Origin of the sequence: Pseudomonas izuensis (assembly GCF_009861505.1) — a bacterium.
Lineage (GTDB): Bacteria > Pseudomonadota > Gammaproteobacteria > Pseudomonadales > Pseudomonadaceae > Aquipseudomonas > Aquipseudomonas izuensis.
The window spans coordinates 149,217-164,824 of record NZ_WTFT01000014.1; the positions used below are offsets into that span (position 1 = coordinate 149,217).

Below are 15,608 nucleotides of genomic sequence, written 5' to 3' on the forward strand. Positions count from 1 at the left end.
CCGTAAGGGCGAAACCGCCAGCCGCCATTACCGCAGGAATGGATATGTACTCCGTCAGCAAAAGACAGGTCGGCTGTCAGGCCGCCATCGCTGGCGAGCCAGCTCCCACAGGTACCGGTGAGCTAATGAAAATCCCTATAGCCCACCCACGAAAAAGCCCGCTCAACCGACACCGGTTCAGCGGGCTTTCTTCATCTGCGAATCAGCCAATCCAATGACCTCACCTCAACGGCAAGGCATCCGGATCAAAGTGCCATATCAGCCGCAGCATTCTCTTTCACAGGCTTGGCCTTTTCCGCTTCAACAGCCGGAGCGGCCTGACCAATCACCGGCGGCGCAGGCAGTTCCAGCACCTTGGCGGTGTAGGCCCACTCCTCGGCCACTTTCGCCGGGTCGTTGTTCAGCTGGGTGCCGTAGCTCGGGACGATCTTGTGCAGCTTTTCCTGCCACTCAGGGGTTGCGACCTTGTCCTTGAACACCTTCTGGATCACGGTCAGCATGATCGGTGCAGCGGTCGAGGCGCCTGGGGACGCGCCCAACAGGCCGGCGATGGTGCCGTCTTGCGAAGCGACGATTTCGGTGCCCAGTTTCAGCACGCCACCGGCGGCTTCGTCACGCTTGATGATCTGCACGCGCTGGCCCGCTTGCCACAGGCGCCAGTCTTCGGCCTTGGCGTTCGGGAAGTATTCCTTCAGGGCGTTGAGGCGGTCTTCATCCGACAGCATCAGTTGGCCGGCCAGGTACTCCACCAGCGGGTATTCCTTGATGCCAACCTTGGTCATCGGCCACACGTTGTGCGTGGTGGTGGTGGTCAGCAGGTCCAGGTACGAACCTTCTTTCAGGAACTTGGTGCTGAAAGTGGCGAATGGGCCAAACAGGATCACGCGCTTGCCATCGAGCACGCGGGTGTCCAGGTGCGGAACCGACATCGGCGGTGCGCCAACAGAGGCTTTGCCGTAGGCCTTGGCCAGGTGTTGCTCGGCGATGGCCGGGTTATCGGTCACGAGGAACGAGCCGCCTACCGGGAAGCCTGCGTATTCGCGAGCTTCAGGAATGCCCGACTTCTGCAGCAGGTGCAGGGCACCGCCGCCGGCGCCGATGAACACGAACTTGGCGTCGGTTTCGGTTTTGCTGCCGTCTTTCAGGTTTTTGTAGCTGACGCGCCAGCTGCCATCCTGGTTCCGGGTGATGTCCTGCACTTCGCTGGACAGCTTCAAGTCGAATTTCGGCGTGGTTTGCAGGTGCGCAACGAACTGGCGGGTGATTTCGCCGAAGTTCATGTCGGTGCCGAGCGGGCTCCAGGTGGCCGCGATTTTCTGGTTCGGGTCACGCCCTTCCATCATCAGCGGCACCCACTTCTTGATCACAGCCGGGTCTTCGGAGTACTGCATGCCGGCGAACAGCGGGCTCGCTTGCAGGGCTTCGTAGCGCTTTTTCAGGAACTTGATGTTGTCATCGCCCCACACGAAGCTCATGTGCGGTGTGGAGTTGATGAACGAACGCGGGTTTTTCAGCACGCCTTGCTGGACCTGCCACGCCCAGAACTGGCGGGAGATCTGGAAGGCTTCGTTGATTTCAACGGCTTTGGGGATCGAGACCTTGCCGCTTTCGTCTTCCGGCGTGTAGTTCAGCTCGGCCAGGGCGGAGTGACCGGTACCGGCGTTGTTCCAGCCGTTGGAGCTTTCCAGGGCGACGCCGTCGAGGCGCTCGATCATTTGCATCGAAGTGCCGGGTTCCAGCTCATTGAGCCACACACCCAGGGTTGCACTCATGATGCCGCCGCCAATGAGCAGCACATCGACTTTCTTGGCTTCTTCAGCCTGGGCTGTCGTGATCCCCAACGACAACGCCAGCCCCAGCAGGGCTGTGTTCACTTTCTTAAACATCTGTAACACCTTTGATAAAACGTCATCCGCCCTTTTGATCCTTATCCCACAGGCCCCGTGCTTCACGGCATTCAGGCAAATGTCGTGGGCGCCTGGTCATAAGTTTCGCAGGGTGGGCACACAAGGCCGACGAACTGCATCGACCCCAGTTATATGTCCCTACTGAACTGACTTTTTATCTTTTTTGGCTTCAGCTACTTGAGCGACAGTGATTCCGTTGGCGCATCTCGAGGACGCGCAAACTGAATAGGTCAAACCAAGTTGGGGCGAAGAATATCACGACACGGCAAACCCGCGCGTCTGTTCACGACTGCCTGGTCCAGACATATATCTGCCGCTAGACCCTCGATCCTGTAGGAGCCGGCTTGCTGGCGAAGGCCAAGGCGAGTGTTGTATCGCATTTGAGGACGCTTTCGCTGGCAAGCCAGCTCCTACAAGTCACAGCAAACGGGCGACTATACTCAGGGGTCTTCAGTTGAGCCTGTGAGGAAAAGCCATGAGCGACAAAGACGATCTGCGCAAATATTCCTCAGAAGTGGTCGATGGCGTCGAAGCCGCGCCGGCCCGATCCATGCTGCGTGCCGTGGGTTTTACCGACGAAGACTTCACCAAGCCGCAGATCGGCATTGCCTCGACCTGGGCGATGGTCACGCCGTGCAACATGCACATCGACAAGCTGGCGCTCGAAGCTGAAAAAGGCGCGAATGCCGCTGGCGCCAAAGGCGTGATCTTCAACACCATCACCATTTCCGACGGCATCGCCAACGGCACCGAAGGCATGAAGTATTCGCTGGTGTCGCGGGAAGTGATCGCCGACTCCATCGAGACGGTGGCCGGTTGCGAAGGCTTCGACGGGCTGGTGACCGTGGGGGGTTGCGACAAGAACATGCCGGGCTGCCTGATCGGCATGGCGCGGCTCAATCGCCCGTCGATCTTCGTCTATGGCGGCACCATCCGCCCGGGTGCCGGCCACACCGACATCATTTCCGTATTCGAAGCCGTGGGCCAGCACGCGCGCGGTGACATCAGCGAGATCCAGGTCAAGCAGATCGAGGAAGTGGCGATTCCCGGCCCCGGTTCCTGTGGTGGCATGTACACCGCCAACACCATGGCCTCGGCCATTGAGGCGTTGGGCATGAGCCTGCCCGGTTCCAGCTCCCAGGACGCCGTCGGCAGCGACAAGGCTTCGGACAGTTTCCGCGCCGGGCAGCAGGTCATGGAGCTGCTCAAACTCGACCTCAAGCCACGGGACATCATGACCCGCAAGGCCTTCGAAAACGCCATTCGCGTGGTGATCGCCCTCGCCGGCTCCACCAATGCGGTGTTGCATCTGTTGGCCATGGCCCACGCGGTGGATGTCGAACTGACCCTGGATGACTTCGTCGAACTGGGCAAGGTGTCGCCGGTGGTGGCCGACCTGCGCCCCAGCGGTAAATACATGATGAGCGAGCTGGTGGCCATTGGCGGCATCCAGCCCTTGATGAAGCGCATGCTGGCGGCCGGCATGCTGCACGGCGATGTGCTGACCGTCACCGGCAAGACCCTCGCCGAGAACCTCGAAAGCGTGCCCGACTACCCCGCTGGCCAGGACGTGATCCTGCCCTTCGACCAGCCGATCAAAAAGGACTCGCACCTGGTGATCTTGCGCGGCAACCTCTCGCCCACCGGCGCGGTGGCCAAGATCACCGGCAAGGAGGGCCTGCGTTTTGAAGGCACTGCGCGGGTTTATCACGGTGAGGAAGGCGCACTGGCCGGCATTCTCAACGGCGAAGTGCAGGCCGGCGATGTGATCGTGATTCGCTACGAAGGGCCCAAGGGCGGGCCGGGTATGCGCGAAATGCTCTCGCCCACCTCGGCGGTGATGGGCAAGGGGCTGGGCAAGGATGTCGCGCTGATCACCGACGGCCGTTTTTCCGGCGGCTCACATGGTTTCGTGGTGGGGCATATCACGCCGGAAGCCTTTGAAGGCGGGCCGATTGCGTTGATCGAAGACGGTGACAAGATCACCATCGACGCCGAAACCCGGCAGATCACCGTGGATGTGTCGGACACCGAACTGGCGCAGCGCAAGACCCGTTGGGTGCGCCCGGCATCCAAATACAAACGCGGGGTGTTGGCCAAGTATGCGAAGACGGTGTCCAGTGCCTCGGAGGGGGCTGTAACTGATAAGTACCTTTAACCTGGTGTGTCTGATCTATTGCCATCGCTGGCAAGCCAGCTCCCACAGGGTTTCAGGGTGATCACAAAACTGTGATTCACCCAGAAACCCTGTAGGAGCTGGCTTGCCAGCGAAGGCGGCCTTGTGATCACCGAAAAACTGATGGCCCCTTCGCCACCAGGCCGGCGCCTACAGAGCCTGCATTTCACGAATCACAATCGAAACCGATCCACCGACTGCGACAGTTTTCCAGCCAACGAAGACAACTCATCGGTCGTCGAAGCCGTCTGCCCTATCACCTTGCTGGTGCCTTCGGACATGCCGGCAATCATCTCCACCTGATGGGCGATTTCATTGCTGGCCAGGCTCTGCTCGCCGATGGTGCGGCTGATGTCGTTGACCAGTTGCGTGGTGTTGAGCGTGGCGTCGAGGATTTCGCGGATGGCGCGTTCAACATCGGCGGTCACCGCCATGCCTTTGTCGACCTGGGCCACGCCCGCCTCCATGCTGGTCACCGCCTCGCGGGTGCTTTGCTGGATGCGCGACACCATGGCGGCGATTTCCTGGGTGGAGGCGCTGGTGCGTCCGGCGAGGCTGCGCACTTCGTCGGCCACCACGGCAAACCCGCGCCCCTGCTCACCGGCGCGGGCGGCTTCGATGGCGGCGTTCAGTGCCAGCAGGTTGGTCTGATCGGCGATGCCCTTGATCACCTGGATGATGCTGAAAATCGCTTCGGAATCCTTGTCCAGCGTACGAATCACCTGTGCCGATTGCTGCGCCGAACGGGCGATGCCGTCCATGTCATTGACCACCTGATGGATCACCCGCCCGCCATCCTTGGCCAATGCCTCGGCCTGATTGGCCATGTTCAGCGCGCGCTCGGCATGCCGGGTGATTTCCTCGATGCTCGCGGTCATTTCGCTGGCGGCCGCGGCCATGGTGCTGGCCGCGACGCTTTGTTGCTGGCTGCTGCCCGCGACTTCGTGGCAGCCGTTGCTCAATCGTTCACTCATGCCGCTGACGCCATGGGCGTTACTGCGCACCACTTCGATCATGCCGCGCAAATCCCGCTGCATGGTGGCCAGGCTGCGAATCAATTGACCGGCTTCGTCGTTGCGCTGGCTCTCGACGATTGGCTCGCTGAGATTGCCGTGGGCGATGCTTTCGGCAATGCGGCTGGCGGTCTGCAACGGCCCCAAGATGCTGACAATGGCCGAACGACCCAGCACCAGCAGGAGCAGCAGGCTGACGATGAGCACAGCGCCGACCGTGAGATTGGCATTGCTGATGGCCTGCGCCGTGCCCTGGCTGGTGTGCTGGGTGTTGTTTTCAATCAGCTCGCTGAGGGCCGCCATCTGGTTTTCCAATTGGCTGAACGCGCTGTTGAAGGTGCTCAATTCCTTTTGCGCGGCCTCGGGGTTTTCCAGGGCCAGGCCAACTATGCGCTCGGCGGCACTGATGTAGGTATCAAGACTGGGCTTGATCTGGTTCAGCGCGGTTTTCAGGGTGTCGTTGACCGCAAGCTTGAGGTTTTCGCCGAGCACTTCACGAAAATGTGCGGTGTGCTCCTCGATGGAGCTGCGCACCTCGGCCTTGCTGCTGGTGCTTTTGCCCAAGCCCACCAGCATCGCCGACAGCACATCGGCGCGCAGCGCATCGTGCATCATGTCGGCCTCAAGATGATTGCGCAGCGCGGTCATGCCGACGTCGTTGGCCTGCACCGCTCCCGCCATCTGGCTATTTCCCAGGTAACTGACCATGCCCATGATCAATGCGGTGAGCACGCCGGTGCCGATCAGTAACAGTAAACGCAGTTTTATGGACACTCTGTGGTTCCTCTTTTCGCACGTCTATCGTTTGGGTGGCTTCATCATCCTAAAGAAAGCCCATTGCTGAAGAGGTTATCGGCGGGATCGAGCGGTTACTGAAAGGCAGCACCCGGGTTTTGCAGTTTTTACGACAAATGGCTGTAGGCGCGTGCCCGCTCGCGAATAACGCCCAGACAATGCGGGCATTCAGACAGCACGCGTTATCGTTGACGCCCATCGCGAGCAGGCTCGCTCCTACAGGGGGAATCACACCACTGCGACTTCCACCCTTCCCTCATTCAACCGCACCGGCCACACCCGCAAACGCTGTTGGGGGTACTCCAGGCAACTGCCGTCCTCCAGGCGGAAGTGTTGTTTGTAGATGGGCGACGCCACCACCAGGTCGCCCTTGATGTTGCCGACCAGGCCGCGACCGATGACATTGGCCCCCGATTGCGGGTCGTGGTTGTCGATGGCGTAGAGGTTTTTGCCCTCGATGCCCGGCAGGTAGAACAGCGCCACTTGCGCGCCGTCCAGCCACACCACCACGCCAGAGTCGTTCACCAGATCCTGCTGGCTGCACACCGATTGCCAGGTGGCAGACAAACCGGTTTCAACGCGTTGGGTATTGGACTGAATCATCAGAGGCTCTCCTCGGTGACAGGGATCAGGTTGAGTTCGGTGGCCATGATCGGGCGCCGTTGGCCGCGTTCCTGGACGAAGTGGATGTCCGGGTCCGGGCGTTTGTCGTTGACGAAGGTGCGGAAGCGCTTGAGCTTTTCCGGGTCTTTGAGGGCGTTGGCCCACTCGCATTCATAACGATTGACCACCCGTTGCATCTGCGACTCCAGTTCAGCACCCAGGCCCAGGCTGTCGTGGATGATCACCTCCTTGAGGTAATCCAGGCCGCCCTCCAGGCTTTCGCGCCATACCGAGGTGCGCTGCAGCTTGTCGGCGGTGCGGATGTAGAACATCAGGAAACGGTCGATGTAGCGGATCAGCGTCGCATCATCCAGATCGGTGGCGAACAGTTCGGCGTGGCGCGGGCGCATGCCGCCGTTGCCGGCGATGTAGAGGTTCCAGCCCTTCTCGGTAGCGATCACGCCCACGTCCTTGCTTTGCGCCTCCGCGCATTCACGGGTGCAACCGGACACCGCGAACTTGAGCTTGTGCGGCGAGCGCAGGCCCTTGTAGCGGTCTTCGATCGTCAGGGCCATTTGCACGCTGTCCTGCACGCCGTACCGGCACCAGGTGCTGCCGACGCAGGATTTCACCGTGCGGGTCGATTTGCCGTAGGCGTGCCCGGTTTCAAAGCCGGCTTCGATCAATTCGCCCCAGATGTCCGGCAACTGATGCAATTGCGCGCCGAACAGATCGATGCGCTGGCCGCCGGTGATTTTGGTGTAGAGGTCGTATTTCTTCGCCACCACGCCGATGGCGATCAGCTTGTCGGCGGTGATCTCGCCGCCGGGAATGCGTGGCACCACCGAGTAGGTGCCGTTTTTCTGCATGTTGGCCATGAAGGTGTCGTTGGTGTCCTGCAACGGCACCAGCGACGGGTCCATGATCGGCTGGTTCCAGCATGACGCCAGGATCGAGCCCACCGCCGGTTTGCACACGTCGCACCCGGTGTGGCCACGGCCATGTTTGGCAAGCAGTTCTTCGAAGGTGATCACCCCTTCTACCCGCACCAGCGCATACAGCTCCTGACGGGTGTAGGCGAAATGCTCGCACAGGCTCTTGTCGACGCTGACCCCACGGGCAATCAACTCATGCTCGAAGAATTGCTTGAGCAACCCGGCACAACCGCCACAACCGGTGCAGGCCTTGGTCTGCGACTTGAGCAGGCCGAGGTCGGTGCAACCGCCGTCGATGGCCGAGCAGATGGCGCCCTTGGTGACGTTGTGGCACGAACAGACCGTGGCCGATTCCGGCAAGGCGCCTGGGCCCAGGGTCGGCGCACCTTCGGACGACGGCAGGATCAGGCCGGCCGGTTCGTCCGGCAAGGCAATTGCGTTCTGCATGTATTGCAGCAGGGTGTCGTAATAGCTGTTGTCACCGATCAGCACCGCACCGAGCACCTGCTTGCCGGAAGCGTCTACCACCAGGCGCCGATAGCTGGCCGTGGTCTCGTCGATGAACTGATAACTGCGGGCGCCCGGGGTGTGGGCATGGGCATCGCCGATGGAACCGACATCGACCCCCAACAACTTGAGCTTGGTCGACATGTCGGCGCCCCGGAACGGCTCGGCGGCGTCGCCACACAGGCGCGCGGCGACGCTGCGGGCCATCTGATAGCCGGGGGCGACCAGGCCGAACAGGCTGCCGTTCCATGAAGCGCATTCACCGATGGCGTAGATGTTCGGGTCGCAGCTTTGGCAGGTGTCGTCGATCACCACCCCACCGCGCGGGCCGATCTCCAGTGCACATTGACGGGCCAGTGCATCCTGGGCGCGGATACCGGCGGAGAACACCACCAGGTCGGTTTCGAGGAACTCGTCGTTGGCGAAATTCATCCGATAGCGGTACTGCTCGCCCGCGCTGATCGATTGCGTGGCGCGGGACAGGTGCACGCCGACGCCCAGCCGTTCGATCTGCGCCTTGAGCGCCAGACCGCCAAGATCATCCAGTTGCACCGGCATCAGGCGCGGCGTGAACTCCACCACATGGGCTTCAAGACCCAGGCTTTTCAGGGCGTTGGCGGCTTCCAGGCCGAGCAGGCCACCACCGACCACTACACCACGCCGGGCATTGGCCGCCGCGGCACGAATGGCATCGAGGTCTTCAAGGGTGCGGTAGACCAGGCGCGAATCGCCTTCGGCACCTTCAATCGGCGGCACGAACGGATAGGAGCCGGTGGCCATGATCAATTTGTCGTAGGCCACGCAGCCCTGCGCGGTGATGACTTCGCGTCGTGCACGGTCGATTTCCAGCACCGGCACACCCAGGTGCAGCGTGACGCCGGGCGTCTGGTACAGCGAGGCGTCACTCAGCGCCAGCGACTCGGCATCGCGACCGGTGAAGTATTCGGACAGATGCACACGGTCGTAGGCGCGCATCGGCTCTTCGCTGAAAACGTGTAGACGATAGCGCCCGAGGGCGCCGCGCTCGATCAACTGCTCGACACAATGATGTCCGACCATGCCATTGCCGATCACGACCAGCGTTTGCAGCTTGTTCAACGTGGCTACATTGCAATTCATAAATGACACCTGCCCATCACAGTTCAAAAAGCAAAAAAAAACGCCTGAAACCTTGCGGTTCCAGGCGTCTTTGCCTGTTCTCTTGCGGTGTTGAAACCAGACGGCCATGCCCAGTCCACCGATATTGCCCACGACCTGTACGGTTGATCGATCGTCGTTGACCGAGAGGGCTGCCCAACTATGTAGAGGGGCTTGAGTGGGTCATTGCAGGGTTTGTGCCAGTCAATGGATCAGGGCTGGAGAAGTGCCACAGGGACGTTGATTCAGGCGGGTTTTATGCAATTGACCGGGCGTGAGTGAAGGGAAAGTGGATCAGCAAACCGCTACGCGCTGGTGCACGCCATCGGTCCCTGCGCTTTATAAAAGTGCATGTAGTGAAAAAGTTGCGGGTGAAATCTGTCGCGAGGGGATTTATCCCCTCGCCACAGGTTTGATCGTTCAGCAGCACCGCGTATTGCACTTGCCCCGTCCAAACCGCGCCTCCTGACGCTCACGGAAAAATGCCTCGTAGCTCATCACTGGCTCGCCCGGGGATTTGAGCGCCATTTGCGCGACGTAGTTGTCGTAATCGGGGACGCCCACCATCAACTGTGCGCTTTGGCGCAGGAACCTGGCGGCCTGTTGCAGTTTACGGAACATGGCAATGCTCTCTATGTGGGATTGGATACCTCATGGAAGCGCACTGATGTATCTGCAATGTGTCCGCGCAAGGCGCCTTTGTATTCTTGTGTACGCAACCCCCCGCGACCTTTTGGCGCAGTACCTTCGGGCGACCGATTAAGCGCGATTGGGCAACAGTTTGTTAACATCCCTGCGCTTTTTTCCGCCTGATGCGTCAGGCACTGTGTTTTTTCTGTCGCTACACAGGAAGCTTTATTTCCATGAGTACGTTGTATTCCCGTCGCACGGTCCTGCAGGGCATGAGCCTGCTGAGCCTTGGCCTGCTCGCCGGTTGCGATGGCAGCAGCAAGCTGTCGTTCAAATACGGCAAGGATCTGAGCGACAAGATCATGGGGCGTAACTTCAAGCTCAAGGACGCCGAGGGCGAAACCCGGATGCTCGGTAGCTACCGGGGCCTGATGCCGATGATCTTCTTCGGGTTCACCCAATGCCCGGCCGTCTGCCCGACGACACTGGCCCGTGCCGCCCAGGCGAAGAAGCTGATGGGCCGCGATGGCGACCGCCTGCAAGTGATCTTCATCACCCTGGACCCCGAGCGCGACACGCCCGAAATGCTCGACAAATACGTCAAGGCCTTCGATCCGAGCTTCGAAGCACTGTCCGGCACACTGGAAGAAACCGCCGCCGTTGCCAAAGAGTTCGGCGTATTCTTCGAGAAAGTGCCGAGCGGCGACACCTACACCCTGTCCCACACCGCGACCAGCTACGTGTTCGACTCCCGAGGCAATCTGCGCCTGGGCCTGTCCGCATCCCTTACCGCTCAAGAGTGCGCAGAAGACCTGCTCACCGTCATGGAGGTCTGCTGATGACTTCGTTGTTCCCGAACCGTATCAAACAGCTGGCCTTGGGCCTTTCCCTGATCGGCCTGGCCTGGCAGGCGTGCGCGCAAACCCAGGTCAATGACGCCTGGGTCCGCGCCACGGTGGCCGGTCAGCATTCGACCGGCGCCTTCATGACCCTGCAGGCCGATACGGACAGCAAGTTGCTCAGCGTGCAGTCGCCCATCGCGAAGACGGTGCAAATTCACGAAATGAGCATGAAAGACGATGTGATGCGCATGGGTCAGGTCGAATCCGTGGCGTTGCCGGCCGGCAAACCGGTGAGCCTGGACCCTAGCGGCTACCACGTCATGCTGATGGACCTGACGGCCCAGGTAGCAGAAGGCAGCAAAGTGCCCCTGACCCTGACCGTGGAAAACGCCAAGGGCGAGAAAGAGACGATCAAGGTCGAGGCCGAAGCCCGTTCGCTCGGCGCGATGGATCACAGCAGCATGGACCACAGCAAGATGGATCACAGCAAAATGCAATGAGGGTCTGACGGCGAGAAAGATACTGTGGCGAGGGGATTCATCCCCGTTCGGCTGCGAAGCAGTCGTAAAATCTGTGTTGGCGCTATGCCTGTAGAACCGCTATAGCAGGTTTTGGGGCCGCTTCGCAGCCCAACGGGGATAAATCCCCTCACCACAACTGATGGGAGTTGCGTACCATGACGACCAACACTGAAACCGCCATCCTCGCCGGCGGCTGCTTCTGGGGCATGCAGGATCTGTTGCGACGCTATCCGGGCGTGCTTGCCACGCGGGTCGGTTACTCGGGCGGCGATGTGCCCAATGCGACCTACCGCAATCATGGCAGCCATGCAGAGGCGATCGAGATCGTCTTCGACCCGCAGCAGATCAGCTACCGCCAGATTCTCGAATTCTTCTTCCAGATCCACGACCCGACCACCAAAAATCGCCAGGGCAACGACCTGGGGACGAGCTATCGCTCCGCACTCTATTACCTGAGCGATGAACAACGGCAAGTCGCTGAAGACACCGTTGCGGACGTCGAAGCTTCCGGCCTCTGGCCCGGCAAGGTCGTCACCGAGATCGAGCCCGCCGGACCGTTCTGGGAAGCGGAGCCTGAACACCAGGATTATCTCGAACACTACCCCAACGGCTACACCTGCCATTTCATCCGGCCAAACTGGACGTTGCCCAAACGCGGGTAACGGCTAACCCCGCGTGTAGGAGCTGGCTTGCCAGCGAAGGCTCCTGTGTAGGAGCTGGCTTGTCGGATCGCCGCACCGCAGCGAAAGCGTTCTTTCAGGCGATGAATATGTCGACTGACACTCCGTCTTCGCTGGCAAGCCAGCTCCTACAAGGGGTTGTGCCAGTTATTTGCGCGTGGCGGTATTGAGCGCCACGGCGGCGCGAATCAGCGCCATCAGCGCGGCTGTCGCCCTCTCGCAATTATCATTCGCGATTCAACCTTCGAGTAAGGCACAGCAACGCACTGTTAGCCATGTCATCGGTCGTCCAACAGAGGGAGCGGAGGGTTCGACATCATCTTGCGCACTTTTGGCCGTCAATGTGCGATTAGCAATCTAGACTTCATAAACCGACAGGACAGAGCACAAGTCAGCTCTATCAGAAGGCCAATAAAAACAAGGAAATTCACCTTGAACATTTCAACCCTTTGCCTCCTGGGGGGCCTGCTGGTTTCCGCCGGGGCGTGTGCCAACGGAGTCATTCCTGTCCTCGAACTGGACTTCACCCGGTCGGCCATCGAGACCCTGAAAAAACACGGCATCAACGATGCCTGTATCATTGCCGCCGGCAACCCCGGCGCGTTCACTTACTGCCGGGAAGGCTCGGCAACGCTCTGGAAGTATCAGGCGCTGGACCTGGATCAGCAGGCATCGCCCCTCAAGGGCACCCGCCTGGCTTCACTGGCTGACGGACGAATCTCCATCGCTGAATTCAAGAGCCCTGCCTGCGCGACAGAGACGCCCAAGCCTCTGGTCCAACCGGCGATTACCCGCGGGGTCGTCATCGGTCTGATCGCCTTGTTTCTGTTCATTGGCTTGCATTACACGTACAAGGCAACCATGGACGGTTTCTTCGTTCGTACGGTGTATTCGGGCACCCACCTGCAGCGATCCACCGGCTCCATGAACTCCAGTCGCTCGAGTCGCTCCACGACGAAAGCCTTGGGCGCTTTTGCCATCGCCGCGGCGGTTGCATTCATTTATTTCGGCTACCCCGCTTTGTGAACAGCATGGCCGTCAGCGAACCGGCCATCGAAAAACCGGCCTCCCCGACTGAGGCCGAGGCGTTCGTGGCCATCCAGAAGGATATCTGGGACTCGCAGAAAGACATGGCCCTGGCGTTCCTCGGGGCACTTATCTGCCTGGCGTTGCGCGCCGTCCTGAAGTTCAGGCATTGATCAACCGATCAGGCTGCACCGGCAAAATAACTCGAACTCGTTCCAGGGTGCTTTATCCAATGTGTAGACACTGGAGGAAAACACCATGAACAACGACGACCGTGCCAAAACCGCCAAACCCTTCGCGGCCATTCCCGGTGAGTCCGAGAACCGTGACCCCGAACATGCTGATGAGACCCTGCCCTCCTCTCCGGCGCCATCCGATGAGCCGGAGGCCGATGAGTTCCAGCGCAAAGTCGACGAGATCGAGCGCAAGGTGGCCGATGGCAATTGAGCTACACGCGTACCTGTAGGAGCTGGCTTGTCGGAACGCCGCACCGCAGCGAAAGCGTTCTTCCAGGCGAAAAATTTATCGACTGACCCACCGTCTTCGCTGGCAAGCCAGCTCCTACAGGTGAATACAGGGAACTGCGCACAAGCTGCCGATCAGCCGCCGTACACATTTGAAGTGGCCACAACACTTTCTTTTTACACCCGCTATTTGCAATGCCTCTGAAGCGCCAGTCGTGCAGCCTGCATGGCACATTTCGAATCGCTCAAGAATAACTCTTTGATTACAAGCCTGTTTCCACTGGCCATTCGATTGGCACAGCGAATGCTGTTTCTTTCTGGACACCAGGGGTGCCGGCATGGACCGGCCCAACTCTTCCCGTGACAGTGAGGCAAGATAATGAACGCCATCGACATCCTGAAAGCCGACCATGAACGAGTGAAATCCATCTTGACGCAACTGGAAGATTCAACGGAACGGGCGGTAAAAAAACGCGCCGAGCTGATTGCCAAGCTCGAAATGGAAATCACGATTCATACCCGGCTCGAAGAAGAAATTCTCTACCCGGCCTACAAAAAAGCCGGTGGCAAGGAACAGGAAAAAATGTACTACGAGGCGAAAGAAGAACACCGCACGGTCGACTCGCTCGTATTGCCTGACCTCAAGATCACGGATCCTGCGAGCGTCGAGTTTTCAGGGCGGGCCAAAGTCGTCAAGGAGCTGCTTGAGCACCACATCGAAGAAGAAGAAACCGAGATGTTTCCTCAAGCCAGAAAACTGCTGGGCAAGGCAGAACTGGAAGCGTTGGGCACGCAAATGGAGGCGATGAAAAAGCAACTGAACGGCGGGAATATCGCAGCCTGAGCGAAACAGCGCCGTCGAGTCCGGCGCGTCAAGTTCTGCAAAGCTGAAGCCCACCCTCTTCATGGCGGGCTTCTCGATACATCACCCGCAAGGAGGACCTCACCATGATCGCCTCATTGACCGGCATGAAACCGGGTGAGCGCTACATCATCGAAAGCGTCGAGCGTGCCCATCATTTCCCGGGCTTCTTTCTTGACGGAAAGTATTACCTGGAACCCGAGTTACAGACCGCCGTCGGCTGGCTCGAAGGTCAGCAGTTTCTGTATGACCAACTCGATCCGACAGGAGAGCCGGTGTTTCCCGGCCGGGTCGCCGGCACCATCGAAGACCTGACATTGACCCTGGCCGATGGCGCGCGCCTGACATTGAGCGAAGCGCCTTTCCGCGCCCGGGCAGACCTGCCCATGACAGTGGTCGATGTCCGCCCTGTTCAAGGATATGTGCAACGCCCTTCACCACTGCTGGTAGCCGCTGCAGCGTTATTGTTTGGCGGTTGCCTGTTGGCGGTGAATCGCTTTCGGGGCCGAAACCGCCATCACTGACTACCGGTTCCTGAGGTCACTCCTTTGCGAGCGGGCCGGGCAGCGCGGCACCCTGCTGGAAGATCACGGTCTGCGCCGGCATCGGTGCCGGGAAGCCGGCTTCGCCCAGGGCATCCTTGATGATGCGGTTGGTGTCGAAATACACCTGCCAATAGTTTTCGTTATGACAGTACGGACGCACCGCCAACACCGGACCGACCAGGTTGAACTCCAGGATCTCCACGTCTACTGCAGGCGTCTCAAGCACATTGGGGATGGCGGCGATTTTCTCTTTCAGCAACGCCGCGGCCGCTTTCCAGTCGGCGGCGCCGGACAGCTGCGCCTTGAGCTCGACACGACGGAACGGGTTATGGGTGAAGTTTTGGATGTTGTCGCTGAAGATCTTGTTGTTGCCGACCAGGGTCAGCACGTTGTCCGGCGTGTTGATCGCGGTGGCGAACAGGCCGATCTCGGTGACGGTGCCGACGACCCCACCCGCCGAGATGAAATCGCCGACCTTGAACGGACGCAACACAATGATGAAGGCACCTGCCGCCAGATTGGCCAGCAACCCCGACCAGGCCATGCCGATCGCCAGGCCGACGGCGGCGAGCAGTGCCGCGAAGGTAGTGGTCTGCATGCCAAGGAAACCGAGGATGGCGATCACCAGAATGATGTTCAACGTCACGGTGATGGCCGAGCCGACATAGCGCAGCACCGTCGGATCGACTTTCTGCTTGCCCAGGGCTTTCTGCACCATGCCAACAGCAAAACCGATCAGCCAGCGGCCGACGATCCAGAACGCGATGGCGCCCAGAATCTTGACCGCGAAAGCCACGCCATAGGCCTGTATGACGGCTATGAGCGCGTTGAACTTCTCGGTGGTTACATTAACGATGGTCTCGTCCATGGCGCTGGCTCGCAAATGAGGGTTGACCTCAAGACGCTAGCACAGCCGGCGCGGGCCGCCAGTCGAGGGACGGGCTGAATCGGCTGCCGTCATCGCG

The 15,608-nt window shown here is 60.0% G+C and carries 16 protein-coding genes and 1 pseudogene; 10 read left to right on the top strand and 7 right to left on the bottom strand.

Annotation, left to right across the window (positions count from 1 at the left end; all coding sequences use genetic code 11):
* Window positions 1–245 precede the first annotated feature (245 nt).
* The gene (mqo, locus tag GPL81_RS14990) at window positions 246–1,886 is read right to left on the bottom strand and encodes a malate dehydrogenase (quinone) (protein ID WP_160107381.1); all 1,641 of its coding nucleotides are present in this window, start codon (window positions 1,884–1,886) and stop codon (window positions 246–248) included.
* 496 nt (window positions 1,887–2,382) lie between these two features.
* Between mqo and ilvD the strand changes: the two genes are divergently transcribed.
* Window positions 2,383–4,065 (top strand): dihydroxy-acid dehydratase, encoded by a 1,683-nt coding sequence (gene ilvD / locus GPL81_RS14995; RefSeq protein ID WP_160107382.1) that lies wholly within the window; start codon window positions 2,383–2,385, stop codon window positions 4,063–4,065.
* 191 nt (window positions 4,066–4,256) lie between these two features.
* On the opposite strand, the gene GPL81_RS31975 is transcribed toward ilvD, so the two are convergent.
* The 5 genes and pseudogenes from GPL81_RS31975 to GPL81_RS15015 form a co-directional block, all read right to left on the bottom strand.
* Entirely contained in the window at window positions 4,257–5,120 is an 864-nt protein-coding gene (locus tag GPL81_RS31975; protein WP_425502578.1) for a methyl-accepting chemotaxis protein, read from the bottom strand.
* Window positions 5,115–5,870: pseudogene (locus GPL81_RS31980) on the bottom strand (MCP four helix bundle domain-containing protein); the annotation flags it as partial. The gene GPL81_RS31975 and the pseudogene GPL81_RS31980, both read right to left, overlap by 6 nt.
* A gap of 249 nt (window positions 5,871–6,119) precedes the next feature.
* Window positions 6,120–6,494 (bottom strand): nitrite reductase small subunit NirD, encoded by a 375-nt coding sequence (gene nirD, locus GPL81_RS15005; RefSeq protein ID WP_160107384.1) that lies wholly within the window; start codon window positions 6,492–6,494, stop codon window positions 6,120–6,122.
* The gene (gene nirB, locus GPL81_RS15010) at window positions 6,494–9,055 is read right to left on the bottom strand and encodes a nitrite reductase large subunit NirB (RefSeq protein ID WP_160107385.1); all 2,562 of its coding nucleotides are present in this window, start codon (window positions 9,053–9,055) and stop codon (window positions 6,494–6,496) included. Before nirB ends, nirD begins: the two co-directional genes overlap by 1 nt.
* 438 nt (window positions 9,056–9,493) lie before the next feature.
* Entirely contained in the window at window positions 9,494–9,694 is a 201-nt protein-coding gene (locus GPL81_RS15015) for a YbdD/YjiX family protein (RefSeq protein WP_160107386.1), read from the bottom strand.
* A gap of 242 nt (window positions 9,695–9,936) precedes the next feature.
* On the opposite strand from GPL81_RS15015, the gene GPL81_RS15020 reads away from it, so the two are divergent.
* From GPL81_RS15020 to GPL81_RS15060, 9 genes are all read left to right on the top strand, one after another.
* The gene (locus GPL81_RS15020; RefSeq protein ID WP_160107387.1) at window positions 9,937–10,542 is read left to right on the top strand and encodes an SCO family protein; all 606 of its coding nucleotides are present in this window, start codon (window positions 9,937–9,939) and stop codon (window positions 10,540–10,542) included.
* Window positions 10,542–11,045 carry a copper chaperone PCu(A)C gene (locus GPL81_RS15025; protein WP_160107388.1) on the top strand — a complete coding sequence of 168 codons (504 nt, stop codon included), beginning with the start codon at window positions 10,542–10,544 and terminating at the stop codon, window positions 11,043–11,045. The genes GPL81_RS15020 and GPL81_RS15025 overlap by 1 nt, the downstream gene beginning before the upstream one ends.
* Before the next feature lie 176 nt (window positions 11,046–11,221).
* Window positions 11,222–11,728 (top strand): peptide-methionine (S)-S-oxide reductase MsrA, encoded by a 507-nt coding sequence (gene msrA / locus GPL81_RS15030; RefSeq protein ID WP_160107389.1) that lies wholly within the window; start codon window positions 11,222–11,224, stop codon window positions 11,726–11,728.
* Window positions 11,729–12,178: 450 nt separating this feature from the next.
* Window positions 12,179–12,772, top strand: coding sequence for a hypothetical protein (locus GPL81_RS15035; RefSeq protein WP_160107390.1), 594 nt, complete (start codon window positions 12,179–12,181; stop codon window positions 12,770–12,772).
* 5 nt (window positions 12,773–12,777) lie between these two features.
* Window positions 12,778–12,945 carry a DUF2238 domain-containing protein gene (locus GPL81_RS15040; RefSeq protein ID WP_178122598.1) on the top strand — a complete coding sequence of 56 codons (168 nt, stop codon included), beginning with the start codon at window positions 12,778–12,780 and terminating at the stop codon, window positions 12,943–12,945.
* A gap of 85 nt (window positions 12,946–13,030) precedes the next feature.
* On the top strand, window positions 13,031–13,219 hold the full coding sequence (locus GPL81_RS15045; RefSeq protein WP_160107391.1) for a hypothetical protein: 189 nt from the start codon (window positions 13,031–13,033) through the stop codon (window positions 13,217–13,219).
* A gap of 27 nt (window positions 13,220–13,246) precedes the next feature.
* Window positions 13,247–13,441 carry a hypothetical protein gene (locus GPL81_RS15050; protein ID WP_160107392.1) on the top strand — a complete coding sequence of 65 codons (195 nt, stop codon included), beginning with the start codon at window positions 13,247–13,249 and terminating at the stop codon, window positions 13,439–13,441.
* Between the two features lie 174 nt (window positions 13,442–13,615).
* The gene (locus GPL81_RS15055) at window positions 13,616–14,080 is read left to right on the top strand and encodes a PA2171 family ribosome-binding persister protein (protein ID WP_160107393.1); all 465 of its coding nucleotides are present in this window, start codon (window positions 13,616–13,618) and stop codon (window positions 14,078–14,080) included.
* 104 nt (window positions 14,081–14,184) lie between these two features.
* On the top strand, window positions 14,185–14,622 hold the full coding sequence (locus tag GPL81_RS15060) for a short chain dehydrogenase (RefSeq protein WP_160107394.1): 438 nt from the start codon (window positions 14,185–14,187) through the stop codon (window positions 14,620–14,622).
* A 16-nt stretch (window positions 14,623–14,638) separates the two neighbouring features.
* On the opposite strand, the gene GPL81_RS15065 is transcribed toward GPL81_RS15060, so the two are convergent.
* The gene (locus GPL81_RS15065; RefSeq protein ID WP_096510336.1) at window positions 14,639–15,511 is read right to left on the bottom strand and encodes a mechanosensitive ion channel family protein; all 873 of its coding nucleotides are present in this window, start codon (window positions 15,509–15,511) and stop codon (window positions 14,639–14,641) included.
* Between the last annotated feature and the right edge of the window lie 97 nt (window positions 15,512–15,608).